Raw genomic sequence first — 26,946 nt, forward strand, 5'->3', positions numbered from 1 at the left:
GGCCATTGGCCTGCCGAAATTGGTTAGATCAGGGTTTTGCCATGACGCACGAAGGTCGGCTTGACCACTCGAACCGGATACCACTTGCCGCGGATTTCCACTTCGGCCCGGTCGGCAGTCGCCGTCGGCACACGCGCCAGCGCAATGGATTTGCTTAGCGTAGGCGAGAAACTACCACTGGTGATCTCTCCTTCGCCAACATTGGCGATACGAACCACTTGGTGAGCACGCAGCACACCACGCTCTTCAAGGACGAGCCCGACCAGTTTGAACTGCACGCCGGCTGCTTTTTCTGCTTCCAGCGCAGCGCGGCCAATGAAGTTACGCTCGACAGGTTCCCAGGCGATGCTCCAGGCCATGTTGGCCGCCAGCGGCGAGACGGCCTGGTGAATATCCTGGCCATACAGGTTCATGCCGGCCTCCAGGCGCAAGGTATCGCGCGCACCGAGGCCGATGGGGGAAATGCCAGCGCCCACCAGGTCGTTGAAAAAGCCCGGTGCCTGATCGGCCGGCAGCACGATTTCGAGGCCGTCTTCGCCGGTATAGCCGGTGCGGGCGATATACCAGTCGCCATCGGCCCGGCCTTCGAACGGTTTGAGCTGATGGATCAGGATGCCACGGGACTGGGTCACCAGTTCGGCGATTTTCTGCCGGGCGTGGGGGCCTTGGATGGCGAGCATGGCCAACTCGGAGCGCTCATGCAGTTGCACTGAGTAGCTGCCCAGTTGCGCCTGCATCCAGGCCATGTCCTGATCGCGCGTGGCGGCGTTGACCACCAGGCGGTAACCGGTTTCGGTGCGGTAGACGATCATGTCGTCCACCACCCCGCCCTGCTCGTTGAGCATGGCGCTGTATAACGCACGGCCACAGCCGTGCAGTCGGTCGACATCATTGGCCAGCAGGTACTGGAGCCATTCCTTGGCCTGGGGGCCGGTGACATCGATCACGGTCATATGAGATACATCGAAGACCCCGCAGTCGCGTCGCACCTGGTGGTGTTCTTCAACTTGCGAGCCGTAATGCAAAGGCATATCCCAACCGCCAAAATCGACCATTTTCGCGCCGAGGGCGAGATGCAGGTCATACAGAGGCGTACGCTGTCCCATGGGTTTCTCCTTCCGGGCTTGGCGAAGGCGCGCAGAGCTGCCACGCGCGCCGAACACCTTGTACTACAAGGCCCGCAGCCACATACAGCAGGTCGATCCGAAAGACGGAGCGCACCGAATGCCGCGCATTGTAGCCTCAAGCCGTAGGACTGGCACCTAACCGATTTGCCGAGCCGAGCGACGAATCAGCCCGATGACCGGCAACAAGCCGACCAGCACAAGGGTCAGCGCCGGCAAAGACGCCCGTGCCCATTCGCCTTCACTGGTCATTTCAAAGATGCGGACCGCCAGGGTGTCCCAGCCAAACGGGCGCATCAGCAAGGTGGCCGGCATTTCCTTGAGCACATCCACGAACACCAGCAGCGCTGCGCTCAACGTGCCCGGCAGCAATAACGGCAGATACACTTTGCAAAACAGTCGTGGGCCGCTCACCCCAAGGCTGCGTGCCGCTTCGGGCAAAGACGGACGGATTCGCGCCAGGCTGTTTTCCAGCGGCCCGTAGGCCACCGCCAGGAACCGCACCAGATACGCCAGCACCAGTGCCGACAGGCTGCCCAGCAGCAAAGGCTTGCCCGCCCCGCCCAGCCATCCGGAGAGCGGCACCACCAACTCGCGGTCCAGGTAACTGAACGCCAGCATGATCGACACCGCCAGCACCGAGCCTGGCAAGGCATAGCCGACATTGGCCAGGCTGATACCGGAGCGAATCGCCCGGGTGGGCGCCAGACGGTTGGCAAAGGCCAGTATCAGCGCGACGCTGACGGTGATCAGGGCTGCGATACCGCCCAGGTAGAGGGTATGCACGATCAGCCCGGTGTAACGTTCATCCAGGTCGAAGCGGCCACGCTGCCAGAACCACGCCACCAGTTGCAGCATCGGAATCACGAACGCACAAGCGAAGACCAGGCTGCACCACGCACTGGCCGCCACGGCTTTGAACCCGCGCAAGTGGTACAACGCCTTGCCCCGCGGGCGCTCATTGCTCGGTCGACTGGCCCCGCGCGCACGTCGCTCGCCATACAGCACCAACATCACTACCAGCAGCAGCAGACTCGCCAGTTGCGCGGCACTGGACAGGCTGAAAAAGCCGTACCAGGTTTTATAGATAGCGGTGGTGAAGGTGTCGAAATTGAACACCGAGACCGCGCCAAAATCCGCGAGTGTCTCCATCAACGCCAAGGCCACACCAGCACCAATCGCTGGCCGCGCCATTGGCAATGCCACACGCCAGAACGCTTGCCATGGCGATTGCCCCAGCACCCGCGCCGCTTCCATCAAGCCTTTGCCCTGGGCCAGGAACGCGCTGCGCGCCAGCAGGTAGACATAGGGGTAGAACACCAGCACCAACACAATGACCACGCCGCTGGTAGAGCGTACCCGCGGCAAACGCAGCCCGGTGCCGAACCACTCGCGCAGCAGGGTTTGCACCGGACCGGCGAAATCCAGCAGGCCCACGAACACAAAGGCCAGCACATAGGCAGGGATTGCAAAGGGCAACATCAGTGCCCAGTCGAGCCAGCGCCGCCCGGGGAACTCGCACAGGCTGGTCAGCCAGGCCAGGCTGACGCCCAGCAGCGTCACGCCCAGGCCGACACCGAGCACCAGGGTCAAGGTGTTGCCCAGCAAGCGGGGCATCTGAGTGTCCCAGAGGTGCGACCAGATCTGCGGGTCGATGCTTTGCCAGGACAGCAGCAGCACGCTCAGCGGCAACAGCACCAAGGCGGCGACGCTGAAAACCGGCAGGTACCAGCGACGTTGGGCGGGGTGGGCCAAGGAAAAGCTCTCAGAAAAATAAAGATGTTGAAGCGGCCACTAACCAATGTGGGAGCTGGCTTGCCTGCGATACAAGCACCCCGGTGTATCAGTGATACCGACGTGATGCAATCGCGGGCAAGCCAGCTCCCACAGTCGAGCGGCGCAGCTTCAGTTCCAGCCAGCGCGATCCATCAGGCGAATCGCTTCGGCCTGGCGCTTGCCTGCCACTTCCACTGGCAAGGTATCGGCCACGAACTTGCCCCAGGTCGCCACTTCCGCCGATGGCGGTACCGCCGGGTTGGCCGGGAACTCCTGGTTGACGTCGGCGAAGATCTTCTGCGCCTCAGGCGTGGTCATCCACTCCACCAGCGCCTTGGCCGCTTCCGGGTGTGGTGCGTGCTGGGTCAGGCCGATGCCGGAGAGGTTCACATGCACGCCGCGGTCGCCCTGGTTCGGCCAGAACAACTTCACTGCCAGGTCTGGCTTCTGCTTGTGCAGGCGACCGTAGTAATAGGTGTTGACGATACCCACGTCGCACTGCCCGGCGTTGATGGCCTCCAGCACGGCGATGTCATCGGAGAACACGTCGGTGGAGAGGTTATTCACCCAACCCTTGATGATTTCTTCGGTCTTGGCCGCGCCATGGGTCTCGATCAACGTGGCGGTCAGCGACTGGTTGTAAACTTTTTTCGCCGTGCGCAGGCACAGGCGGCCTTCCCACTGCTTGTCGGCCAGGGCTTCGTAGGTGGTCAGGTCGCCCGGTTTTACCCGGTCGGTGGAATAGGCGGTCGTTCGCGCCCGCAGGCTCAAACCGGTCCAGGCGTGGGCCGATGAGCGGTATTGCAGAGGAATATTCTTGTCGATCACAGGAGAGGTGAACGGTTGCAGGATGCCCATCTGCTCGGCCTGCCAGAGGTTGCCGGCGTCAACGGTGAGCAGCAGGTCGGCGGTGGCGTTCTCGCCCTCGGCCTTGATGCGCTGCATCAACGGGGCTTCCTTGTCGGTGATGAACTTGACCTGTACGCCGGTCTTTTTGGTGTAGGCGTCGAACACAGGCTTGATCAGTTCGTCGATACGCGAGGAGTAGACCACGACTTCGTCGGCCGCCTGCACGGTGGTGCTGCCGATCAGGGTGAGTGCCAGGGCAGTCAGGAGGCGCTTGGGTGCCAACATGGGTGCGGTCTCTCATTTGCAAATGGAGGGCAAATGATAAGGACTCACATTTGGTAACGCTTGGTGGAGGCGTTACCAGATGTTGCACAGCCAGAATATGCGCCGGAGCTGACGGCCTCATCGCGGGCAAGCCCGGCTCCCACAGAGGGTTGTATTGTCAGTTCAGGGTTTGGCGAGTTCGGGGAGATCGCCAGTCAATCCGAGTGCCTGGCGCACAAACACGGCTTTGGCTTCGGGCATCTGGTCGACGATTTTCAAACCCGCGTTGCGCAACCAGCGCAGCGGCAGTTGATCGGCCTGGAACAAGCGCTCAAAGCCTTCCATCGCCGCCATCAGCGCCAGGTTATGGGGCATGCGGCGCCGCTCGTAACGGCTCAGCACTTTCACATCGGCCAGGCGCTCGCCGCGCTCGGTCGCCGCCAACAGCACTTCGGCCAGCACGGCTGCATCGAGCAAACCCAGGTTGACGCCCTGCCCCGCCAACGGGTGGATGACGTGAGCGGCGTCGCCGATCAATGCCAGGCCTTCGGCCACATAGCGTTTGGCATGGCGCTGGCGCAACGGTACGCACACACGCGGGTCAGCACTGAGCACGGTGCCCAGGCGCCCCTCGAAAGCACGCTCCAGCTCACGGCAGAAGCCTTCGTCATCCAGCGCCATCAAACGCTCGGATTCGGCGGGCGTGGTCGACCAGACTATCGAACACCAGTCTTCCTGCCCATCGCGCACCAGCGGCAGGAACGCCAGCGGACCGGTGTCGGTGAAGCGTTGCCACGCGGTACGCTGGTGCGGCTGACTGCTGCGCACGCTGGTGACGATGGCGTTATGCAGGTAATCCCATTCACGGGTAGGTGTACCGGTCAGGCGGCGTACGGCGGAGTTGGCACCGTCGGCAGCCACCACCAGCGGCGCGCGCAGCTTGCGGCCGTCGGCCAGGGTCAGCAACCAGTCATCGCCGGAGCGGCGCATCTGTTCCAGGCGCGCACCGGCAAGCAGGCCGAGGTCGCAGTCATGCAGGCGATCGAGCAAGGCATCCTGCACCACGCGGTTCTCGACGATATGCCCAAGCACCTCGGCATGCACACTGGCCGCCGAGAAGTGGATCTGCCCGGTGCCGCTGCCGTCCCATACCTGCATTTCGCCATAGGGGCTTGCACGCCGCTCTACGATACCGTCCCACACGCCCAGGCGCTCAAGAATGCGCTGGCTGGCCGCCGACAACGCGCTCACCCGCGGTTCAAACGCCGCAGCCGGGTCAAATGGCTTGACGCTCAACGGGCTGCCGTCGAGCAGCAGTACTTGCAAGCCACTGCCCTGCAACGCCAGCGCCAGGGCGCTTCCGACCATTCCGGCCCCGACAATCAGCACATCTGCGCGCATGTCCATATTCAAGCCTGTCTCGCTGGCGGCTTGCGCCGCACATAAAGGGTTTTGTCGACCCGCGCCACCAGAGTGCCGGAGCCGTCATGAATCTCGACTTTGAGGTGGGGCAGATATTTCTCGCCACCTTCAGTCTGGCGCCGGATCTGATCGAGCAAAGCGTCGTCGATGGAGAATTCGGCATACACCGGGCCTTTGCCCGGCGAGATGAAGTCGATACTCGCAGCCTTGTCCCACACGATGTAGTCGCGGCCCAGGTTCTCGATCAACAGCAACATGTAGAACGGATCGACCATCGAATACAGGCTGCCGCCAAATTGCGTACCGACGTAATTGCGGTTGTACCAACCCAGGCCCATGCGCACCTTGGCATGTCGGAAATCGGCACTCAATGCCTGCACCCGCACCCCGGCGCCGAGGTACGGCGGGTACAGGGTGAGGAACCAGCGCAACAGCCGCGCCTTGCCCACACGTTGGGTTAGCCACTTACGCATCGGAACGCGTACCCAGGCCCATGGCCTGACGGGCGAACCAGCGTTTGGCCGGTGGTAACAGGTCGAGGCCAAGCAAGCCCATATTGCGGCCCAGCGCCATCAACGGTTGGGCACTGCCAAACAGGCGCGTGACCTGGTCGGAGAAGCCTACGGTGAGTTGCTGGTCCAGGCGCTGGCGCTCGCGATAGCCTTGCAAGGTCGCCAGGTCACCCGGCACAGCAGGCCCGGCCAACAGGGCTTCGGCCAAGGCATTGGCATCGCGCAGGGACAGGTTGAACCCCTGCCCGGCAATCGGGTGCAGGCTGTGGGCGGCATTGCCGAGGACCACCAGGTGCGAACGCACTTGCTCTTCGGCTTCCACCAGGGTCAACGGGTACAGGTGGCGGGCGCCCACTTGCTTGAGGGTGCCCAGGCGATACCCGAACACACCCTGAAGTTCGCTCAGGAAGCTACGCTCGTCGAGGCTGGCCAAGCGCTGGGCGTCCATGCCGATGCGGGTCCAGACCAGCGCGCAACGGTTGTCCGGCAGCGGCAGCAAGGCCATGGGGCCTTCATCGGTAAAGCGCTCGAACGCCTCGCCATTGTGCGCTTCGCTCGGCGTGATGTTGGCGATCAGCGCGCTCTGGTTGTAGGGCCGGGTTTTCACGCCGATGCCCAGCTGCTCACGCAAGCCGGAACGGCCGCCATCGGCCAGTACCGCAAGGTCGCATTCCAGCACGGTTTCATCGTTGAGGGTCAGGCGATAGCCATCGGGCAGAGGCTCCATGTGCGTGACTTCTGCCGGGCAACGCCAACTCACCACGTCCTTGTCCAAGCCTTGCCACAGGCATTGGCCGAGCCAGGCGTTTTCCACCACATAACCCAGGGCTGGCACGCCCTCCTCCATCGCGGACAAACGCGCGGTGGAGAAGCGCCCACGGTCCGATACATGGATCTGCTTGATCGGCTCCGCCCGTCGGGAAATGGCCTGCCACAGGCCCAGACGCTGGTAAATCTGGCGCGCGCCAAACGACAGCGCGGAAGAGCGCGCATCGTAGCTCGGCTGGTAGCTGTCGCCCGGTGCAAAGGGTTCGATCAGCACGATCTTCCAACCCCGCGCCTTGGCCCCGGCTTGCAACGCCAGGGCCAGGCTGGCCCCCACCAGGCCGCCGCCGACAATCGCCAGGTTGACCCGGCTCATCGGGCAGCCGCCATCAACGCTTCGATCTCGGCAACGGTCTTGGGCACGCCGCCGGTCAGGATTTCACAGCCTTGCTTGGTCACTACCACGTCGTCCTCGATGCGCACGCCAATGCCACGCCATTTCTTTGCCACAGTCTGGTTGTCCGGGGAAATATAGATACCCGGCTCCACGGTCAAGGCCATGCCCACTTCCAGCACGCGCCATTCACCGCCCACTTTGTACTCGCCCACATCATGCACATCCATGCCCAGCCAGTGGCCGGCACGGTGCATGTAGAAGGCGCGGTAGGCTTCGCTGGCGATCAGTTCGTCAACGTCACCTTGCAACAACCCCAGCTTCACCAGGCCGGCGGTGATGACCTGCACGGTCGCCTCGTGGGCCTGGTTCCAATGTTTGTTCGGCGCGATCTGCTTGAAGGCGGCTTCCTGGGAGGCCAGCACAATCTCGTAGATCGCCTTTTGCTCGGGCGAAAACTTGCCGTTGACCGGCCAGGTACGGGTGATATCGCTGGCGTAGCAATCGATCTCACACCCGGCGTCGATCAGCACCAGGTCGCCGTCCTTGAGCACCGCGTCATTCTGCTGGTAATGCAGGATGCAGCTGTTGCGCCCAGCAGCGACGATGGAGCCATAGGCCGGCATCTTCGCGCCGCCTTTGCGAAACTCGTAATCCAGCTCGGCTTCCAGGCTGAACTCATGCAGGCCGGCACGACTGGCCTGCATCGCCCGCACATGGGCCGCACAGGAGATTCGCGCCGCCTCGCGCATCACCTTCACTTCTGCCGCCGATTTATACAGGCGCATATCGTGGAGCAAATGATCCAGGGCAACGAATTCGTTCGGCGGCTGGGCGCCCAGGTGTGCTTTGGAACGGATCACGTTGATCCACTCCATCACGTGCCGGTCGAACTCGGCATTGCTGCCCATGGCCGAGTACACGCGGTCGCGACCTTCGATCAGGCCGGGCAGGATGTCGTCGATATCGGTAATGGGGAAGGCGTCATCCGCGCCAAAGTCACGAATCGCGCCCTCGGTGCCCGCACGCAGGCCGTCCCACAATTCGCGCTCGGCATTGCGCTCGCGGCAGAACAGCACGTACTCGCCGTGCTGGCGACCGGGCATCAGCACGATCACCGCTTCGGGCTCGGGGAAACCGCTCAGGTACTGGAAATCGCTGTCCTGGCGGTACACATGCTCGACATCGCGGTTGCGGATGGCCACGGCGGCGGCCGGCAGGATCGCGATGCTGTTGGGTTCCATCTGCGCCATGAGCGCCTTGCGGCGCCGGGTGTATTCCGCTTTGGGGATATGGATCATGGGCAGATGGGTGTCCTTTCTCAGTGCAACGACGGCTTGGGAGCAGCGGGCTCAGCGGACTTGCGGGTCTCGGTGAACAGCAGCAGCGGCGCGACGCGCAGGTACTCCATGACTTCCATGTAGTCGCCTTCGCCGTCTTCGGATTCTTCCAGGGCATCTTGCACCTGGGAGATGGCCGCCAGGTCCTGCAGCACTTCCTTGGCGTCGGTGCTCAGCTCCAGGCCGCCGGCATTCACGCCGAAACCGTGGAGGAAACCCTGGCACCATTGGCCCAGCGCGGCAGCGCGATCGGCCAGCGGGGCGTCGTCGGTGGGCAGCAGCAGGACCACGGTGACGTCATCACCGGTCAGTTCGCCCTTGACCATTTCTTGCAGGCCGATCAATGCGTTGCGCACATTGTCGGTGGGTTCGGTTTCCAGCAGCTCGGCCACATCGGCCAGCCAGTTGTCGGCATCAAAGCCGACACCGGTGCAACTGCGGCCCAACAGCACGCCGTGCAGTTCAGCAGGCGAGCATGGATGGCCGCTGGCGCTCAGCAGTTTGGAAAAAGCATCGTACGGGGAGTTCTGAATGGGCATGGTGAGCTAGGCGCCAGACGGCGCAATGTCTAGAATGGAGCGCTGTATCCTAGCACCGGCAGACGCACCAAGACTATCGAGGGCGTCAGATCGTTTATCCTGCAGTTGCCATTCATCAGACAAATCCAGTGGAACCCAATGGAAGACACCGACCTGCAAGCGCTGATGGCCAGACTCGAACTGCTAATTGATCGGGTCGAGCAACTTAAGAGTCAAAACGGACTCCTATTAGCTCAGGAAAAGACCTGGCGCGAGGAACGCGCTCACCTCATTGAAAAAAACGAAATCGCCCGGCGTAAGGTCGAATCGATGATTTCGCGCCTGAAGGCCCTGGAGCAAGACTCATGAGTTCAAGCAATAGCGTTACCGTGCAGATCCTCGACAAAGAATATTCGATCATCTGCCCCCAGGAAGAACGCAGCAACCTGGTGAGCGCTGCCCGCTACCTGGACGGCAAGATGCGCGAAATCCGCAGCAGCGGCAAAGTGATCGGCGCCGACCGCATCGCCGTGATGGCCGCGCTGAATATCACCCATGACCTGCTGCATAAGCAGGAGCGCCCTGACGTACAGGCCAGCGGCTCGACGCGCGAGCAGGTGCGTGACCTGCTCGATCGCGTGGATCTGGTGCTTTCCACCGATTCAGACACACCCAAGGGCTGATTGCCGAGCAGGTTTAAGGTATACTCGCCCCACTCCCTGGCGTGTTTGCCAGTCGGCGATGTCCCTGAGCCGATTCGCACTACCCTGGAAGTTGCACGTTGGGCTGGTGTGCATGTCCGCTAGACGGAAAGCCTTAAAGCCTACTGCTTCTTCCACCTTGAACTTTCGGGTTCAAGGGCTAAGTCGACAGCGGCTCTGTCGGGGAGCCTGAATTCCCAAACTCAATGCCAGTCCCCGGACTGGCATTGTTTTATGAGCCGAAAAATCATGACCGAACCTGCGCCGCTTTCCCGTCCGCAACTTCGACGCATGTTGCGCAAGGCCCGCCGCGCGCTCACGCCAAGCGAGCAGCGCCAGGCCGCTCAGGGTCTGTACCGGCAACTGGCACAGCACCCGCTGTTTCGCCGGGCCAAACATATCTCTTTATATCTGCCCACGGACGGTGAAATCGATCCGCGCCTGCTGCTGCGTGCGGCCCAGCGTCGCGGCAAAGCCACTTACCTGCCGGTGCTCAGCGCCTGGCCGCGCACCAAGATGGTGTTCCAGCGCGTACGCCCTGGGGATAGGTTGTTGCCCAACCGCTTTCGCATCCTTGAGCCACGGGTCAATGCCCATCACCAGCGCCAAGTCTGGGCGCTGGACCTGGTGTTGTTGCCGTTGGTGGGGTTCGATGATGTGGGTGGGCGCCTGGGCATGGGCGGCGGGTTCTACGATCGCAGCCTGGCCTATCTTGCCCGCCGCCAGAGCTGGCGCAAGCCAACGCTGCTGGGGCTGGCCCATGAATGCCAGAAAGTCGAACGCCTGGCGCAGGCAAGCTGGGATGTGCCGTTGGCGGGGACGGTGACTGATAAGCAGTGGTATGTCGCACAAACGCCGCTGGAAACAGCGGCGCCTTGGTGAATGCTTGAGTTAACGCTTGAACGGTTGCGGCTGCTGCTGAGCCAGTTCAACCGGTGCATCGGTCTTGTTCGACCACAGGCTCTGGGCATAACCGGTGGTCACGACGCCCAGACCAAACAAAATAACCAAAATCCATAGTAAATCCGGCTTACGTTGCATCGATTGCCCCCCTTTCAGGCACCTCGTACACGATGACAACAACGTTCCAAAGTAGTCCGTTGCAGCTGCGTCAAGCTTAAAAGCGCGCATTCTGCGGTAACGTGAACCAACACGCAAACCTTGACGCCAACCGACTGTCGGTTTGTCATGCAATTGCCCGACAACTTACCCAATGCCTTTTTCAGGAGCCCAACCATGGCCTACTGGCTGATGAAATCCGAGCCCGACGAACTCTCCATCAACGGCCTGGAAAAGCTCGGCGAAGCGCGCTGGGACGGGGTACGCAACTATCAGGCGCGCAACTTTTTGCGCGCCATGGCCGTGGGCGACGAGTTTTTTTTCTATCACTCCAGTTGCCCGGAGCCAGGGATTGCCGGCATCGGCAAAATCATCCGGGCCGCCTATCCGGACCCCACTGCGCTGGAACCAGAAAGCCACTATTTCGACGCCAAGGCCACCCCGGAGAAAAACCCGTGGAGCGCGATCGATGTCGCACATGTGCAAACCTTCTCCAAGGTGCTGGGGCTCGGCTATCTAAAACAGCAAACTGCACTGGCTGAAATGCCGCTGGTGCAAAAGGGCAGTCGGCTTTCGGTCATGGCGGTCACACCGGAGCAGTGGGCAGCGGTCCTCCAGTTGCTTTAATTGAAACTGGCTTCTTGCGGTGCCTGTCAGGGCCTCTTCGCGGGCAAGCCCGCTCCCACACTGGAAATGCGAACCCCTCTGGGAGCGGGCTTGCCCGCGATAGTCGCGCAGCGACTTACTGGATGATCAGGTTGTTGAACAGCAGGTCTTCTACCACTGGCTTGCCGGTTTCATCATTCATCACCTGCTGCGTTTGCTTCAACGCTTCCTGACGCAGCTTTTCCTTGCCTTCCACACTGCTCATGGTCTCGTTGGTCTGCTGGGTAAACAGCGCCACCAGTTGGTTGCGAATCAACGGGTCGTTGGCCTTGACCAACTTCGCCGCCTCATCACCCGTCACGCGCAGTGCAATGTCGGCTTTGTAGACCTTGAGCTTGGCGGTGCCATCCAGGCCGTAATTGCCCACGAACGGCGGGCTCAGGCTGATATAGCTGACCTTCGGCGCCTCGCCCTCTTTGGCCTCTTCGGCCTGGGCTGCCATCGGCAAGGTCAGGGCCAGCATCAACAGGATCCACGCTTTCACAGTTCATTCCTCGAATTCGGTTGCCGGGTAGCATAACGCTAGCAAGGCTGAGCACAAGCTTATGGGGGCTTATCAGGCGCGGGCATGCTCGTTGACCCACGGGCGTACCCTCCTACACTTATCGGCCACGACGCCAAAAGGAATAGTCCGATGAAAGCTGTGCTGTGCAAAGCCTTCGGCCCCGCCGAAACCCTGGTGCTGGAAGAGATCGCCAGCCCCGCGATCAAGAAGAACGAAATCCTGTTGGACGTGCACGCGGCCGGGGTGAATTTCCCAGACACGCTGATCATCGAAGGCAAATACCAGTTCAAGCCGCCCTTTCCGTTCTCACCCGGTGGTGAAGCGGCAGGCGTGGTCAGTGAAGTGGGTGAGAAAGTCAGCCATCTGAAAGTCGGTGACCGTGTGATGGCGCTGACCGGCTGGGGCAGCTTTGCCGAGCAGGTCGCGGTGCCCGGCTATAACGTGCTGCCGATCCCGCCGAGCATGGATTTCAACACCGCCGCCGCCTTCAGCATGACCTACGGCACCTCCATGCATGCGCTGAAACAACGCGCCAACCTGCAACCTGGCGAGACCCTGCTGGTGCTTGGCGCGTCCGGCGGCGTGGGCCTGGCCGCCGTGGAGATCGGCAAGGCCATGGGCGCCCGGGTGATTGCCGCCGCCAGCAGCGCCGACAAGCTCGCAGTGGCCAAGGCGGCCGGCGCCGATGAGCTGATCAACTACAGCGAAGCCAGCCTCAAGGATGAGGTCAAGCGCCTGACCGATGGCAATGGCGCTGACGTGATTTACGACCCGGTGGGGGGTGACCTGTTTGACCAGGCCATTCGTTCGATCGCCTGGAATGGGCGCCTGTTGGTGGTGGGTTTCGCCAGCGGGCGTATTCCTGAACTGCCGGTGAACCTGGCGTTGCTCAAGGGCGCAGCGGTGGTCGGGGTGTTCTGGGGTTCGTTTGCCCAGCGCCAACCGCAGGACAATGCAGCGAATTTCCAGCAGTTGTTCACCTGGTATGGCGAGGGCAAGCTCAAGCCGTTGGTGTCGCAGGTGTATCCGCTGGAACAGGCCGCCCAGGCGATCAATGATCTGGGACAGCGCAAGGCAGTGGGTAAAATAGTTGTCCAAACCCGATAACACACCTGAAATGCAATCCATGTGGGAGCTGGCTTGCCTGCGATAGCGGTGGGTCAGCTGCTACAGATGAAGCTGACCCACCGCTATCGCAGGCAAGCCAGCTCCCACAGTAGTTACTTCGCGGTCTTAGGACCTAACCACGACCATCACTTATCTATAGGCGACATGTTCGTAAAAGAACATGCAATTGCTCTCGTTTCCTGTGTTTGCGGATAAGAGGCGATGCTATTTTCGGTAACGAAACTGTAACATTCGCATCCGCAGTCAAAACAAGAAATTTGGAGCTCTTGAATGTTTGCTTTCTTTCGTCCTGCCGCACACCAGGCGCCCCTGCCTGAAGAAAAAATAGACAGTACCTACCGACGGCTGCGCTGGCAGATCTTCGCGGGTATTTTCTTTGGTTACGCCGGCTACTACCTGCTGCGTAAAAACTTCTCCCTGGCCATGCCCTACCTGATCGACGAGGGTTACACCCGCGGTGAACTGGGCCTGGCGATGTCGGCGATCGCGATTGCCTACGGCTTGTCCAAGTTCCTGATGGGCCTGGTGTCCGACCGCTCCAACCCACGTTACTTCCTGCCCTTCGGCCTGCTGGTTTCGGCGGGGGTGATGTTCATTTTCGGTTTCGCGCCTTGGGCAACCTCCAGCGTGACCATGATGTTCATTTTGCTGTTCATCAACGGCTGGGCCCAGGGCATGGGCTGGCCGCCAAGTGGGCGGACCATGGTGCACTGGTGGTCGCAGAAAGAACGCGGCGGCGTGGTGTCCGTGTGGAACGTGGCGCATAACGTCGGGGGTGGCTTGATCGGCCCGCTGTTCCTGCTCGGCATGGCGTGGTTCAACGACTGGCATGCGGCGTTCTACGTGCCGGCCACCGTGGCCCTGGCGGTGGCGGCGTTTGCCTTCATCACCATGCGCGACACCCCGCAATCGGTGGGCCTGCCGCCTATCGAGCAGTACAAGAACGACTATCCGGAAGGTTACGACGCCAGCCACGAAGACGAATTCAGCGCAAAGGAAATCTTCGTCAAGTACGTGCTGCGCAACAAAATGCTCTGGTACATCGCCTTCGCCAACGTGTTCGTCTATCTGTTGCGTTACGGCGTACTGGACTGGGCGCCGACCTACTTGAAAGAAGCCAAGCACTTCACGGTCGATAAGTCGTCCTGGGCGTACTTCTTCTACGAGTGGGCAGGTATCCCGGGTACGCTGCTATGCGGCTGGATGTCGGACAAGATCTTCCGTGGCAACCGCGGCCTGACCGGCATCGTGTTCATGGCCCTGGTGACAGTGGCAACCCTGGTTTACTGGCTCAACCCGCCGGGCAACCCGATGATCGACATGATTGCGCTGTTCTCCATCGGCTTCCTGATCTACGGCCCGGTGATGCTGATCGGCCTGCAGGCACTGGAACTGGCTCCGAAGAAGGCCGCCGGTACCGCAGCGGGCTTCACCGGCTTGTTCGGTTACCTGGGCGGTTCGGTAGCGGCAAGTGCCGCCATGGGCTATACGGTTGACCATTTCGGCTGGGACGGCGGCTTTGTACTGCTGATCAGCGCCTGCGTACTGGCGATCGCGTTCCTGATCCCTACGCTGTGGCACACCAACAGTGTCAGCTCGGCGCGTTAACCGCCCAGGCAATCCTTGGCACAACGCTTGAGCCGCGCCTCCAGGTTTTTATCTGGCATGGCGTGGCTACGCAGGGCGTTCACGGTCTGCTCGACATAATCGCGAGTCGTACCGTAACGCCCGCAAGCGCTTTGCAGTACATGATTAAGCACGATATCGGGCAAGTTGCCGGCATAGCTGGGCAAATGCCGCTCCAACACAAACCCCAACGCCTGCACGGTGCTGCCATCTTCCAATCGGCAACTGAGCCAGTGCGGCCGGTACGAGGGGTAAGGCATCTCACGCTGCCACAGGGCGTAAAGCGAGGCCTCCAACTGGTCCTCCGGCAAGCGGTAGGCAAACCCGCTGCAGGAACCACCGCGATCCAACCCAAACACCAGCCCCGGCAGCTCCGGCGTACCGCGATGCTCGTGTGACCACAAATACAAGCCACGGTGATAACCGTGAACCCGTGCACGTACCCGCTCGGTCGACGAGCATTCAGGGCGCCAGATCAGCGAACCATACGCAAACAGCCACACCGGCCCACCCTTGTGCCGAGCCATGGTGGCTTGCATCGAGCTCATCAATTGTTCGTGAGTGAGTTGCGGCCCCAGATCGAGCCGCGGAGGGTAAGCCAATTGCAGAAGATCGGTTTCAATGGCGGTCATGGCGAAAAGCGGTGCGCCTCCTGTGTGTTACCAGTTGTAAGCGACTTTACCGTAATAGAACGCGCCGCTGTAACCGTACGGCGAAAAAGTGCTGTAGGCGAGGTTGCCGCCGCTGCTGGCGAAGGCGTTAACGTTCTCCGGGTACTTATCGGTGACGTTGTCGCCACCCAGGGTGAAGGTCCAGTTCTTCAACTTGTAATCCGCTGACAGGTCCAGCACCCAGGCGGCCTTGAAGGTCTGATCGTTGACCTTGTCCGTCTGATAACTGGTGAACTCACCATAGCGCACCAGGTTAGTGTGCAGCGCCCAATTACCGAAGGTGAAGTCATTGCCCAGGCTCAGCTTGTGCTGGGGCGTGGTATCGCCCAGCAAACCGATACGCTCGCGGCGGTCCACCCGCACCAGGTTGGCCCCCAGGCTGTCGAGAATCGCGGGGTTGGCTTTCACGTCGGTGACTTTGGTGTGGTTGTAGTTGTAGCCCACGGTACTGTTCCAGCGAATGCCGTTATCGAGCTGGTAGCGATAGTTGGCTACCAGATCGACGCCATCGGTGCTGGTGTCCGTGGCGTTGGTGAAGTAACGGGCCGTGGTGTAGTTGATATTGCCGACGCCATTGGCTTGCAGGTAGGCCACCGTGGCCGGGTTGAGATTGAGGTTGGACGACAGGCTGATGCGGTCGCGGATGTCGATGCGGTACACATCGAGCGTGACGGTCAGGTCATCGGCCGGCTCGAGCACCAGGCCGAGGCTGTAGTTGCGCGACTTTTCGGCCTTGAGGTCTTCGGCACCCAGCAGGCGCGCGACCTGACTGTTGGCCGGGAAAGTGCCGGCTTCCTGGATGGTGCTACCGATCAACTGCGATGAGGTGTAGGCAAAATTCTGCTGGGCCAGGGACGGCGCACGGAAACCGTTGGAGATGCTGCCGCGCACGGCCACCTGGGGGGTGAAGTCGTAGCGGGCCGACAGCGAGCCGCTGACGTTGGAACCAAAGTCACTGTAATCCTCATGGCGCACGGCAGCCGAGGCGCTGAGCTTTTCGGTGAAGTTGGTTTCCAGGTCCAGATACTGCGCCCAGTTATGCCGCGTGCTGGTACCGGCATCGGCATCGCGGAAACCACCCAGGCCGGAGCTGCCGGTCTGGTAATAGGACGCGGGCTCGCCCGCCTCGATTTCATAGCCCTGATGCAGGTACTCACCGCCGAACGCCACAGAGACCGGATACGGCAGAAAGCCCACATCGAATTCACGGGACAGGTCCAGGCTGACTTGCTTCTGATCGTTGCTCAGTGTGCCGTTATTGAATTTACGCGGCGTCGCGAGGCCCAGTGAGGTGTTGATGGTTTCAGTCCCCAATTCGTACTGGTTCTTGCCGTAGTTGGCCGACAAGTCGTAATGCCAGTCGTAGGCCAGCAGGCCGCGCAAGCCCACTACCAGCGAGGTGTCTTCCAGGTTGCCTTTGATCAGTGGCAGGTAGCCGTTGGGGTTGAGCGCCTTGATGTTGTTGGACGCGTTGCTTGCCCGGTAGAAGGCTGCCGTTTCACCGCGCCGCTTGCTGTAGCCACCGAAGGTGTAGAACTCGGCGGCATCGTTGAAGGCATACTCCGAGTTGAACTGGAATTTGCCTTCATTGGTGGCCGGCTCACCTTGGCGGAACACACGCTGGCCGTAAGTAGTAGAGCCGATGCTGCCGGGGCGGTAGTCGTTGCCGGCGCGGTTGGTGTAATCGTTGTCGGCGCCTTCGGCAGACAGGTTGATAAAGCCATTGTCGCCCAATGCCAGGCCCGTATTACCGCTGACATTACGCTGGATGCCGTCACCCTTTTTGTACTCGCCAAACTTGCTGGAAACCGAGCCGCCATGGTCGGCGTGCTTGAGGATCACGTTGATCACCCCGGCGATCGCATCGGAGCCGTAACGGGCAGAAGCGCCGTCGCGCAGCACCTCGATATGGTCCACCGCCGACAGCGGGATGGCATTCAAGTCTGCCGGAGCCGAACCGCGCCCAACCGCACCGCCCAGATTGACGAAGGCACTGGTATGGCGACGCTTGCCGTTGACCAGTACCAATACCTGGTCCGGCGACAAGCCGCGCAACTGCGCCGGACGCACGAGTTCGGCGCCGTCCACCAGGCCTGGTCGGGGGAAGTTGATCGACGGAATCAGGCGCGCTAATACGGCACCCAGCTCATCGGAGCCGGTGCTGCGCAGGGTTTCACCGGAGATAACGTCGATTGGCGACAGCGATGCACTGGCGGTGCGCTCTTGGGCGCGGGTGCCGGTGACGATCACGGTGTCGAGTTTAGGTGCATCAACCGCAGATGTTTCGTCTGCCAGAACTGGATTGAATCCCACAACGGTCAGCAAATTTGCCGACAAAATCGCCGTGTATAGCGCGTGTTTCCTGTAGCTGCCCATACCGCTCCCCTTTGAATCAAAAATAGAACTGCAATGCGCGAAGTTCGTACGATCGATCCGGCTGGCGGGCGGTGGCGGTCAGTATCTGGTTATGGTCGATGAAGTCGGTAGTCCGTTGCGATATAGCTTAAAGATATTCATCAACCAGAATAAATACCTTAAAAGAATAAGCAAAAGCATAAGCACACTCGCCCATTCGTCAGGATCCACGCGGCTAATCCCGGTACTTTCAGCCCCGGTTCAGCCTGGGCGGGTGCCAAGCCGTCAAACTGACGCGCCTATAACGACCCACTTAGCCGCTCATCAAATCGACTACCGAGGTCGCCCATGAAAAAATTCCGATTGCCTGGCCTGCTATTGCTTGCCCAGGCCACCACAGCACTGGCTAGCGAAACGCCAACGGTCACTGACGACAAAGGCTTCTGGTACGCCCAGACCAGCATCTACACCCGGCACTTTGCACCCGACCCGCAACACAACAACAAGCAGGACTTGATCGGCCTGGAGCGCAATGAGGCGTCGGGCCTGGTGTATGGCGGGGTGACCTTTCGCAACTCGTTCCGCCAACGCTCGTACTACGCCTATGCGGGCAAGCGCTATGACATGGCCGACTATCCGGTGTATGCGAAGTTGACCGGCGGGCTGATCCAGGGCTATCGCGGCGAGTACCGCGACAAGATCCCGTTGAACCGATTCGGTGTGGCGCCGGTGATCATTCCATCGGTGGGAACGCATTACGGGCCGGTGGCGGCGGAGCTGGTGCTGCTCGGGTTCAACGCAGCAATGGTGACGACTGGCGTGCGCTTCTGACACAGCACGGTCCTGGGTGGGAGCTGGCTTGCCTGCGATAGCGGTGTGCCAGGCGGCAAATGAGGCGCTGACCCACCGCTATCGCAGGCAAGCCAGCTCCCACATTTTGCAGCGCAAGGTCTTAGGGCCGTGGGGCATAGGCGAAGACATCGGCGCGCATCCGGTGCGCATCCATGCCGGCGTTGACCAGTGCGTCCAAGGTGCCGTAGATCATCGCCGGCGAACCGCTGGCGTAGACGTGCACGCTATTGAGGTCGGCAATGTCTTCGCACACTACCTCATGCAGCAAACCGCAGCGCCCTTCCCAGCCACACAGGTCGCTGACCACTTTGTGCAGGAACAGATTGGGCAATTGCAGCCACTGATCCCAGTGCTCGATCTGGTAGAAATCTTCCGGGCGCCGTACGCCCCAATACAGGTGCACCGGGTGCTTGAAGCCCGAAGCGCGGCAGTGCTCGATCAGGCTGTGCATCTGCGCCATACCGGTACCGGCGGCCATCAGCACCAGCGGCCCGTCCGGCAACTCGGCCAGGTGGGTGTCACCGAACGGCAGTTCCACACGAGCCATCTGGTTGCGCTGCAATTGTTCGATCAGGTTGCGCGCACTGTCTTCGCGCACCAGCACATGCAGCTCCAACTCACGCCCGGCATGGGGCGCAGAAGCCAGAGAAAACGCCGACTTTTCGCCGCTCTCCCGTTCGAGCATCAAGTATTGCCCGGCGTGGTAACGCACCGCCTTACCGGCCGGGGCGCGCAGGCGCACACGCCAGACATCGCCGCCGACTTCCACGCACTCGATCAATTGGCATGACAATTTGCGCAACGGCAACTCTCCTGGCGCCAGTACGCCATCCCACAACACAATGCAGTCTTCCAGGGGCTCGGCGATGCAGGTGTAGAACTCACCATGATCGCGCACTTCCCCGGCTTGGCGTACCCGGCCCTCCACCAGCAACGCCGCGCAGACATGGCACACGCCATTGCGACAGGCCTGAGGGCACTCATAGCCCAGGCGACGGGCGCCCTCGAGGATTCGCTCGCCAGGGACCAGTTCCAGCACAGCACCGGAAGGTTGCAGGGTTACACGCATCAATCTATTCCCAATTCTTTCCAGATCGCATCGACCCGCGCCGTGACGGCTTCATCCTTGACGATCACCCGGCCCCACTCACGCGTGGTTTCGCCCGGCCATTTGTGCGTGGCATCCAGGCCCATCTTTGAGCCAAGGCCCGATACCGGCGACGCGAAGTCGAGGTAGTCGATAGGCGTGTTGTCGATCATCACCGTGTCGCGCTTGGGATCCATGCGCGTGGTGATGGCCCAGATCACGTCGTTCCAGTCCCGGGCATTGATGTCGTCGTCGGTGACGATAACGAACTTGGTGTACATGAACTGTCGCAAAAACGACCACACACCGAGCATTACCCGCTTGGCATGCCCCGGATACGACTTCTTCATGGTGACGATGGCCATGCGATACGAACAGCCCTCGGGCGGCAGGTAGAAGTCGGTGATCTCAGGGAATTGCTTTTGCAGGATCGGCACGAACACTTCGTTGAGCGCCACACCGAGGATGGCCGGCTCATCGGGCGGACGGCCTGTGTAGGTACTGTGGTAGATCGGCTTGACCCGATGGGTGATGCGCTCGACGGTGAACACCGGAAAGCTGTCGACTTCGTTGTAGTAACCGGTGTGGTCGCCGTACGGGCCTTCATCGGCCATTTCACCTGGGTGAATCACGCCTTCAAGGATGATTTCGGCGGTAGCCGGCACTTGCAGGTCGTTACCGCGGCACTTCACCAGCTCCGTGCGATTACCGCGCAACAAGCCGGCGAAGGCGTACTCGGAGAGGCTGTCAGGTACGGGAGTGACGGCACCGAGAATGGTCGCCGGGTCGGCACCCAGGGCCACGGACACCGGGAACGGCTTGCCGGGATGCTTCTCGCACCACTCACGAAAGTCGAGGGCGCCGCCACGGTGGCTGAGCCAGCGCATGATCACTTTGTTACGGCCAATGACTTGCTGACGGTAGATACCGAGGTTCTGGCGATCCTTGTTCGGGCCCTTGGTGACAGTCAGGCCCCAGGTGATCAACGGGCCGACGTCGCCGGGCCAGCAGGTTTGCACCGGGAGCATGGCCAGGTCGACATCATCGCCTTCAATGACCACTTCCTGGCACACCGCGTCCTTGACCACCTTGGGGGCCATGGCGATGATCTTGCGGAAGATCGGCAGTTTGGACCAGGCGTCCTTCAAGCCCTTGGGCGGCTCGGGCTCCTTGAGAAAGGCCAGCAGCTTGCCGATCTCACGCAGCTCGCTGACGGACTCGGCGCCCATGCCAAAGGCCACGCGCTCGGGAGTACCGAACAGGTTGCCCAGCACCGGGATATCAAAGCCGGTCGGGTTTTCGAACAACAGCGCCGGGCCCTTGTTGCGCAAGGTGCGGTCGCAAATCTCAGTCATTTCCAGCACCGGAGAAATCGGCATCTGGATACGTTTCAACTCTCCGCGCTGCTCAAGTTGCTGCACGAAATCCCGAAGATCCTTGAATTTCATTAACCATGCCACCCGTAAAATAGGCGTACATCCTACCTGCTCTGAGGGCGGCTGGCAGCTTAATTGGCCGTCAATCCACGTGATTGCAACGAACTGAACAACGGTTCCAGGAAGGCTTCGATGTGTCGCGCGCCGACGTCCGAAAGATGGTTATCGTCGGTATACAACGCGCGGCCATTGAGTTCGACCCGGCACAACCCATCGGCGCCGCACAGTAATGGCGCGGGGTCCAGCACCGCGACACCGCTGTCGGCAGCCGCCAATTCATCAAACAATTGCGTGATAAAGGCCTGGCGCTTCACATGCTCGGCCACGGCGAGCCCTTCACCGTCCACGGGCCGGTTCATCATGGCCAGGCGGCTGAGACGGTAAGGCACGATGATTTCCTGCAGCGGCACTTCCTTGACCAACCAGACCTTGTGGCCGGCAGCGCGCAAGTCCCGAATGCGCTCGCGCAGGCCCTGGGCAAAGCGTTGTTCGGCGACGGCACGCACATACTGGCCGGTGCCAGGATCTTTGAGTGCATGCTCCTTGTCACCGGACATTTGCCCATACACATACAGGCTCCAGCGGGCGGCCAACACCACATCGCTGAACGTCTGCTCGGCCATGGCCTTCTCGACGCGCCGGTTGAAATGCGCGCAGCGGGCAATATTTTCCAGGCCATCGAGGGGAATACAGCCGGCAAAACTGGCTTCGACCAGGCTGATATCGTGACGATCAGCGCCCTCTTTGAGTGCCGGTATCAGCGCGGTAGCGTGACTGTCACCCCATACCAACGCCGAAACCGATTGGTCTTTCGGGCCGAAATGGCAGAACAAGCGTTCATCGGGCGTATCTTTGTCGGCCATGCACGCCAGCAGGTCAGGGCTCCACTTCTTGGCCTGGGCAAAACGCAACGCCTGTTCGGACAAGCGCGAAGGCACGCCGTCAGCTTCGCGTATCGCAAGGCCAGTGAAGCCCAGCCCCAGAATGCCGACCATGGCTGACGCCAGAATCGCCTTACGCGAAGCCAGCAAACGTTTTTCCCGGAACGGCGTTTCCACGAAGCGCCAGGACAGATAGCCCAGCACCAGCGAAAGCAGCATCAGCCCCCCCAGTTCCAGCGCGCTCAAGCCATCCACCGCGGCGTAGTTGGCGTACACGAATACCGGCCAGTGCCAGAGGTACCAGGAATAAGAGATCAGCCCGATACCCACCATGATCCGCGTGCCCAACAGGCGAGCGACCCAAGTCTGTTGCTGGCCGTTGGCCCAGATCAACCCGACCACACCCAGCACAGGCAACAACGCAGTCGCGCCTGGGAACGGCGTTTTCGCGTCGTAGCCCAGCACAGCGATGAGGATCAATGCCAGGGAAGCCAGGCTGATCCCTTGCGCCAAGGCCCGCGACGCGCGCCACTCACGCTTGGGCTGCACCGCCAGCATCGCACCGGCCAGTAGCTCCCAGGCCCGCAGATGCAACAGGAAGAAAGCTTTCTGTGGCTCATGCTGAACCGCCCAGACGCTCATGCCAAACGACGCCAGCAGCACCGCGAACAATGCCAGGCGCCAGTGCTTCAAACGGCTGGAGAGCAAGGTCAACAGCAATGGGAAGAAAATATAGAACTGCTCTTCTACTGCCAATGACCAGGTATGCAACAGGGGTTTGATGTCTGATGAAGCATCGAAATAGCCGTGCTGGCGCGAGAACAACAGGTTCGAGGTAAAGGTCACCTGATAATGCGCAGACCGCCCCAACTCTTCATAGTCCTTGGGCGCCAACAGAAACCAACCCACTGCCAGTGTCGCCGCGATCATCACAAACAGGGCCGGCAAGATACGCCGGGCACGGCGAGCCCAGAAGTCGATGAAGCTGAAGCGTCCGGCTTGACGCTCACGCCAGATAATTGACGTGATCAGGAAGCCCGAGATGACGAAAAAGACGTCAACGCCAACAAAACCGCCAGTAATGCCAGGGACACCAAAGTGGAACAACACGACTGCAAGGACAGCGATGGCACGCAGGCCATCGATGTCTCTGCGGTAAGCAAGGGTGGTCATAAGAATGTGGTCAGTCTGCGACGAAAGGGATGAGCGAAGTCACGCGTCAATTTTTGTTACTTAACGGATACTTATGCCACAAAAATCGCAGAATCTCGACGCAAAAAAAATGGCGCCCCATTAAGGGCGCCATTTTTTTGGACCTGAAACGCTGTATTACTTGCGTTTCATCGACAGGAAGAACTCGTCGTTGGTCTTGGTGGTTTTCAGCTTGTCGATCAGAAACTCGATGGCAGCGACTTCGTCCATCGGGTGCAGCAGCTTGCGCAGGATCCACATACGCTGCAGTTCGTCGTCTGCGGTCAGCAGCTCTTCGCGGCGGGTGCCGGAGCGGTTGATGTTGATCGCAGGGAACACACGCTTTTCAGCGATGCGACGGTCCAAAGGCAGTTCCATGTTGCCGGTACCCTTGAACTCTTCGTAGATCACTTCGTCCATCTTCGAGCCGGTTTCAACCAGCGCGGTGGCGATAATGGTCAGCGAGCCGCCTTCTTCGATGTTGCGCGCAGCGCCGAAGAAACGCTTTGGTTTTTCCAGGGCGTGGGCATCGACACCACCGGTCAGCACCTTGCCGGAGCTCGGGATCACGGTGTTGTAGGCGCGGGCCAGACGAGTGATGGAGTCGAGCAGGATCACCACGTCTTTCTTGTGTTCGACCAGGCGCTTGGCCTTCTCGATCACCATTTCGGCAACCTGCACGTGGCGGGTTGGCGGCTCATCGAACGTCGAGGCAACCACTTCGCCGCGCACGGTGCGCTGCATCTCGGTCACTTCTTCCGGACGCTCATCGATCAACAGTACGATCAGGTGAACTTCAGGGTTGTTACGTGCGATGTTCGCTGCAATGTTCTGCAGCATGATCGTTTTACCGGCTTTCGGCGGTGCGACGATCAGGCCACGCTGGCCTTTGCCGATTGGAGCGCAGAGGTCAATCACACGACCGGTCAAGTCTTCGGTGGAGCCGTTACCGGCTTCCATCTTCATGCGCACGGTCGGGAACAGCGGCGTCAGGTTCTCGAAGAGAATCTTGTTTTTCGCGTTCTCGGGGCGATCGAAGTTGATCGTGTCGACCTTGAGCAGGGCGAAGTAACGCTCGCCTTCCTTCGGAGGACGGATCTTGCCAACGATGGTGTCACCGGTGCGCAAGTTGAAGCGACGGATCTGGCTCGGCGAGACGTAGATATCATCTGGGCCGGCGAGATAGGACGCATCTGCAGAGCGGAGGAAGCCGAAGCCGTCCTGGAGAATCTCCAGCACGCCATCACCGGAGATTTCCTCGCCGCTTTTCGCGTGCTTCTTGAGCAGGGAGAAAATCACGTCCTGCTTGCGCGAACGGGCCATATTTTCTATGCCCATTTCTTCGGCCAGTTGGAGCAGGTCGGTAATCGGCTTTTGCTTGAGTTCAGTCAGATTCATATAGGAATGACGTAATCATTTATGGAGGGGGGAAATTAAGCTTTTGGCTTAATGAGGCCGCGCCGCAGAGAAGGCGACAGGATCGCGTACTAATCGAAAAGGAATGCGTCGGCGACGGCTTGCAGGGGGCAGTGGAGAAACCACTGCGGGGCCGAATGTACCACCTGGATTTCGGAGCGTCTAGCCCTGTTTTACGAAAAAGCCCCGCAATTTGCGGGGCTTTTTTGACGACGCTTAGAGGCTCGCGTCGAGGAAAGCTTGCAACTGGGACTTCGACAGAGCACCCACTTTAGTCGCTTCGACATTGCCGTTCTTGAACAGCATCAGGGTCGGGATACCACGCACGCCATGCTTGGCCGGGGTGTCCTGGTTCTCGTCAATGTTCAGCTTGGCAATGGTCAGCTTGCCTGCGTAGGTGGTTGCAATGTCGTCCAGGACCGGAGCGATCATTTTGCAAGGGCCGCACCATTCAGCCCAGTAGTCAACCAGCACCGGGCCGTCAGCCTTGAGGACTTCGGCTTCAAAGGTCGCGTCGGTGACGTGCTTGATAAGATCGCTGCTCATGGATGTCTCCGGATTGTAAGCAAAAAAAACGTTGCCCATCATAGCCGCCCTTCCCCTGTTCAGGAAGCCGCGTCTGATTGAGTCTTGCTATGAGGTTGAATGAGCGTGGGTATGACTCTGTCACGGCGTGGCGGGCGTCATGAACGCAATGCCCGTGCGCAACGCTGCATTACGTATATGTTCCTGCATGGTTTTCTGCGCCGCCGTACTGTTGCGGCGGGCCAGGGCGCGCAGGATTCTGCGATGTTCCTGCCAGGTTTCCATGGCCCGTTCCGGCCGGATGAACGGTAGCTTCTGACTTTCCAGAAACACCTCGGCGCTGGCGCTCAGGATGCTCACCATGGCCTGGTTACCGCTGGCCAGCAGAATACGCTGATGAAATTCGAAGTCCAGGCGGGCGGCCGCTTCGAAGTCGCCCGCCTTGAGCACTTTGCGCATGGCTTGGACGTTGTCTTGCAGGCTGTCCAGTGCATCGAGGGTCAGTGTCACTGCTGCCAACCCCGCCGCAAACCCCTCCAAGGCGTAGCGCAGCTGGAAGATATCCGGCGGCGTGGCCTGCGCCGCGAAGGGCCAGGCGAACCCCGGTGCCTCTTGCACGTCCTGCACGAACACGCCCTTGCCCGGCTGCACGTTGACCACGCCCAAAGCGCTGAGGGACGACAGCGCCTCACGCAACGACGCCCGGCTCACCCCCAATTGCAGGGCCAGGTCGCGCTGGGATGGCAGCGCGTCGCCCGGCCCAAAGCCTTGCTCCTTGATCAGTTTGCGGATGGCCTGCAAGGCCGCTTCCGGTACGGCTTGGGCAATGGAATTCATAAAAAGCTCAGGGTTCCCGATAGCGTGTGTGACCCGTTGTAAAACTATTCATAGCTGGCTGCAAGCCACGCCCCAAAGGCGCTCGCGGCTTTTTGCAAACGCTCGAAAAGGGTGCGGGAAACCTGACCACTGTTCAGACCAGTAAGACCACTGCACCTCAACAAAAATCAGCCTTGCAGACGATCCGAACGGTGCTGGCATGGGCTGTGCACTGGGCAAACTCAGAAAATTCCTTCGCCTTTTTCGGAGAGTTGCCATGACCAAGCGCTACAGCGCCCTGCTCACTGCCCTGTTTGCCAGCCTGATGCTGAGCCAGGCACCCGCCCAGGCGAGTGGTCTGGATGACATCGTCGCCCGTGGCACCCTGAAGGTTGCCGTCCCCCAGGACTTCCCGCCGTTTGGTTCGGTCGGCCCTGACATGCAACCCCGGGGCCTGGACATCGACACCGCCAAGCTGCTGGCCGACCAACTCAAGGTCAAGCTGGAACTGACGCCGGTCAACAGCACCAACCGCATACCGTTCCTCACCACTGGCAAAGTCGACCTGGTTATTTCCAGCCTGGGCAAGAACCCCGAGCGCGCAAAGGTCATCGACTTCTCCAACGCCTACGCGCCGTTCTACCTTGCCGTGTTTGGGCCGCCTGATGCCGCCATCGCCAGCCTCGACGACCTCAAGGGCAAGACCATCAGCGTGACCCGTGGCGCCATCGAAGACATCGAGCTGACCGCGGTAGCGCCCAAGGAAGCCACGATCAAGCGTTTTGAAGACAACAACTCCACCATCGCCGCCTACCTGGCCGGCCAGGTCGACCTGATCGCCAGTGGCAACGTGGTCATGGTGGCCATCAGCGAACGCAACCCCAAGCGCGTACCGGCACTGAAGGTGAAACTCAAGGATTCGCCGGTGTACGTAGGCGTGAACAAGAACGAGCCGGCGCTGCTGGAAAAGGTCAACCAGATCCTGGTGGCAGCCAAGGCTGACGGCAGCCTTGGGAAAAACGCGATGCAGTGGCTCAAAGAACCGCTGCCTGCCGACCTCTGACGCG

General features: G+C 60.6%; 26 protein-coding genes and 1 other RNA gene. 9 read left to right on the forward strand and 18 right to left on the reverse strand.

All coding sequences use genetic code 11. From position 1 onward, the window contains the following. Positions 1-23 precede the first annotated feature (23 nt). The 8 genes from gcvT to MHH62_RS23400 form a co-directional block, all read right to left on the reverse strand. On the reverse strand, positions 24-1,106 hold the full coding sequence (gcvT, locus tag MHH62_RS23365; protein WP_003195295.1) for a glycine cleavage system aminomethyltransferase GcvT: 1,083 nt from the start codon (positions 1,104-1,106) through the stop codon (positions 24-26). A gap of 156 nt (positions 1,107-1,262) precedes the next feature. Further along, positions 1,263-2,879 carry an iron ABC transporter permease gene (locus tag MHH62_RS23370; protein ID WP_020301817.1) on the reverse strand — a complete coding sequence of 539 codons (1,617 nt, stop codon included), beginning with the start codon at positions 2,877-2,879 and terminating at the stop codon, positions 1,263-1,265. A gap of 150 nt (positions 2,880-3,029) precedes the next feature. Next, complete coding sequence (locus MHH62_RS23375; RefSeq protein ID WP_339231995.1) at positions 3,030-4,034, reverse strand: extracellular solute-binding protein; 1,005 nt, start codon at positions 4,032-4,034, stop codon at positions 3,030-3,032. A 162-nt stretch (positions 4,035-4,196) separates the two neighbouring features. Then, positions 4,197-5,414: a 2-octaprenyl-3-methyl-6-methoxy-1,4-benzoquinol hydroxylase gene (locus MHH62_RS23380; RefSeq protein ID WP_175556219.1), complete on the reverse strand. Its 1,218-nt coding sequence runs from the start codon at positions 5,412-5,414 to the stop codon at positions 4,197-4,199. An 8-nt stretch (positions 5,415-5,422) separates the two neighbouring features. After that, complete coding sequence (locus tag MHH62_RS23385; protein ID WP_019817788.1) at positions 5,423-5,908, reverse strand: DUF4442 domain-containing protein; 486 nt, start codon at positions 5,906-5,908, stop codon at positions 5,423-5,425. Further along, positions 5,901-7,088, reverse strand: coding sequence for a 2-octaprenyl-6-methoxyphenyl hydroxylase (ubiH, locus tag MHH62_RS23390; protein ID WP_339231997.1), 1,188 nt, complete (start codon positions 7,086-7,088; stop codon positions 5,901-5,903). Before ubiH ends, MHH62_RS23385 begins: the two co-directional genes overlap by 8 nt. Further along, a complete protein-coding gene (pepP, locus tag MHH62_RS23395; protein ID WP_014720408.1) occupies positions 7,085-8,407 on the reverse strand; it encodes a Xaa-Pro aminopeptidase in 1,323 nt (440 codons plus the stop codon). Before pepP ends, ubiH begins: the two co-directional genes overlap by 4 nt. 20 nt (positions 8,408-8,427) lie before the next feature. Then, positions 8,428-8,985: a YecA family protein gene (locus MHH62_RS23400; RefSeq protein WP_014720409.1), complete on the reverse strand. Its 558-nt coding sequence runs from the start codon at positions 8,983-8,985 to the stop codon at positions 8,428-8,430. A gap of 138 nt (positions 8,986-9,123) precedes the next feature. Between MHH62_RS23400 and MHH62_RS23405 the strand changes: the two genes are divergently transcribed. The 4 genes from MHH62_RS23405 to MHH62_RS23420 all read left to right on the forward strand — a co-directional run bounded on the left by MHH62_RS23405 (position 9,124) and on the right by MHH62_RS23420 (position 10,547). Beyond that, on the forward strand, positions 9,124-9,333 hold the full coding sequence (locus MHH62_RS23405) for a TIGR02449 family protein (RefSeq protein WP_003177365.1): 210 nt from the start codon (positions 9,124-9,126) through the stop codon (positions 9,331-9,333). After that, complete coding sequence (locus tag MHH62_RS23410; protein WP_014720410.1) at positions 9,330-9,647, forward strand: cell division protein ZapA; 318 nt, start codon at positions 9,330-9,332, stop codon at positions 9,645-9,647. Before MHH62_RS23405 ends, MHH62_RS23410 begins: the two co-directional genes overlap by 4 nt. Before the next feature lie 30 nt (positions 9,648-9,677). Continuing rightward, positions 9,678-9,856, forward strand: a non-coding RNA gene (gene ssrS, locus MHH62_RS23415) — 6S RNA. Between the two features lie 58 nt (positions 9,857-9,914). Next, positions 9,915-10,547 carry a 5-formyltetrahydrofolate cyclo-ligase gene (locus tag MHH62_RS23420; RefSeq protein WP_014720411.1) on the forward strand — a complete coding sequence of 211 codons (633 nt, stop codon included), beginning with the start codon at positions 9,915-9,917 and terminating at the stop codon, positions 10,545-10,547. 9 nt (positions 10,548-10,556) lie between these two features. Here MHH62_RS23420 and MHH62_RS23425 read toward each other — a convergent pair whose 3' ends face one another. Beyond that, positions 10,557-10,706 (reverse strand): hypothetical protein, encoded by a 150-nt coding sequence (locus tag MHH62_RS23425; RefSeq protein WP_010207387.1) that lies wholly within the window; start codon positions 10,704-10,706, stop codon positions 10,557-10,559. Between the two features lie 195 nt (positions 10,707-10,901). Here MHH62_RS23425 and MHH62_RS23430 point away from each other — a divergent pair, with 195 nt between their 5' ends. Beyond that, positions 10,902-11,351: an EVE domain-containing protein gene (locus tag MHH62_RS23430; protein ID WP_014720412.1), complete on the forward strand. Its 450-nt coding sequence runs from the start codon at positions 10,902-10,904 to the stop codon at positions 11,349-11,351. 115 nt (positions 11,352-11,466) lie between these two features. Here MHH62_RS23430 and MHH62_RS23435 read toward each other — a convergent pair whose 3' ends face one another. Beyond that, positions 11,467-11,874, reverse strand: coding sequence for a flagellar basal body-associated protein FliL (locus MHH62_RS23435; protein ID WP_014720413.1), 408 nt, complete (start codon positions 11,872-11,874; stop codon positions 11,467-11,469). 150 nt (positions 11,875-12,024) lie between these two features. Here MHH62_RS23435 and MHH62_RS23440 point away from each other — a divergent pair, with 150 nt between their 5' ends. Both MHH62_RS23440 and glpT read left to right on the forward strand, forming a co-directional pair. Next, on the forward strand, positions 12,025-13,002 hold the full coding sequence (locus MHH62_RS23440) for an NADPH:quinone oxidoreductase family protein (protein ID WP_019817790.1): 978 nt from the start codon (positions 12,025-12,027) through the stop codon (positions 13,000-13,002). A 291-nt stretch (positions 13,003-13,293) separates the two neighbouring features. Further along, a complete protein-coding gene (gene glpT / locus MHH62_RS23445) occupies positions 13,294-14,631 on the forward strand; it encodes a glycerol-3-phosphate transporter (protein WP_014720415.1) in 1,338 nt (445 codons plus the stop codon). Here the strand turns inward: glpT and MHH62_RS23450 are convergent. After that, positions 14,628-15,281, reverse strand: coding sequence for a gamma-glutamylcyclotransferase (locus tag MHH62_RS23450; protein WP_014720416.1), 654 nt, complete (start codon positions 15,279-15,281; stop codon positions 14,628-14,630). The two genes, glpT and MHH62_RS23450, sit on opposite strands and share 4 nt — an antisense overlap. Positions 15,282-15,308: 27 nt before the next feature. After that, positions 15,309-17,696: a TonB-dependent receptor gene (locus MHH62_RS23455; RefSeq protein ID WP_339231999.1), complete on the reverse strand. Its 2,388-nt coding sequence runs from the start codon at positions 17,694-17,696 to the stop codon at positions 15,309-15,311. Between the two features lie 327 nt (positions 17,697-18,023). Between MHH62_RS23455 and MHH62_RS23460 the strand changes: the two genes are divergently transcribed. Further along, positions 18,024-18,506, forward strand: coding sequence for a hypothetical protein (locus MHH62_RS23460; RefSeq protein ID WP_014720418.1), 483 nt, complete (start codon positions 18,024-18,026; stop codon positions 18,504-18,506). Between the two features lie 121 nt (positions 18,507-18,627). Here MHH62_RS23460 and MHH62_RS23465 read toward each other — a convergent pair whose 3' ends face one another. From MHH62_RS23465 to MHH62_RS23490, 6 genes are all read right to left on the reverse strand, one after another. Further along, positions 18,628-19,596, reverse strand: coding sequence for a CDP-6-deoxy-delta-3,4-glucoseen reductase (locus MHH62_RS23465; RefSeq protein WP_339232001.1), 969 nt, complete (start codon positions 19,594-19,596; stop codon positions 18,628-18,630). Next, positions 19,596-21,062, reverse strand: a complete 1,467-nt coding sequence (gene ubiD / locus MHH62_RS23470; protein ID WP_003195329.1) for a 4-hydroxy-3-polyprenylbenzoate decarboxylase — start codon at positions 21,060-21,062, stop codon at positions 19,596-19,598. Before ubiD ends, MHH62_RS23465 begins: the two co-directional genes overlap by 1 nt. Positions 21,063-21,121: 59 nt before the next feature. Further along, positions 21,122-23,104: an acyltransferase family protein gene (locus MHH62_RS23475; RefSeq protein WP_020301811.1), complete on the reverse strand. Its 1,983-nt coding sequence runs from the start codon at positions 23,102-23,104 to the stop codon at positions 21,122-21,124. Positions 23,105-23,260: 156 nt separating this feature from the next. Beyond that, the gene (gene rho, locus MHH62_RS23480; RefSeq protein WP_003176825.1) at positions 23,261-24,520 is read right to left on the reverse strand and encodes a transcription termination factor Rho; all 1,260 of its coding nucleotides are present in this window, start codon (positions 24,518-24,520) and stop codon (positions 23,261-23,263) included. A 234-nt stretch (positions 24,521-24,754) separates the two neighbouring features. Further along, complete coding sequence (trxA, locus tag MHH62_RS23485) at positions 24,755-25,084, reverse strand: thioredoxin TrxA (RefSeq protein ID WP_014720421.1); 330 nt, start codon at positions 25,082-25,084, stop codon at positions 24,755-24,757. Between the two features lie 120 nt (positions 25,085-25,204). Beyond that, positions 25,205-25,900, reverse strand: coding sequence for an FCD domain-containing protein (locus tag MHH62_RS23490; RefSeq protein ID WP_014720422.1), 696 nt, complete (start codon positions 25,898-25,900; stop codon positions 25,205-25,207). Between the two features lie 256 nt (positions 25,901-26,156). On the opposite strand from MHH62_RS23490, the gene MHH62_RS23495 reads away from it, so the two are divergent. Beyond that, positions 26,157-26,942 (forward strand): transporter substrate-binding domain-containing protein, encoded by a 786-nt coding sequence (locus MHH62_RS23495; RefSeq protein ID WP_014720423.1) that lies wholly within the window; start codon positions 26,157-26,159, stop codon positions 26,940-26,942. The last annotated feature ends 4 nt before the right edge of the window (positions 26,943-26,946 follow it).

It is taken from the genome of Pseudomonas sp. FSL L8-0168 (genome assembly GCF_037976155.1).
GTDB classification, from domain to species: domain Bacteria; phylum Pseudomonadota; class Gammaproteobacteria; order Pseudomonadales; family Pseudomonadaceae; genus Aquipseudomonas; species Aquipseudomonas paracarnis.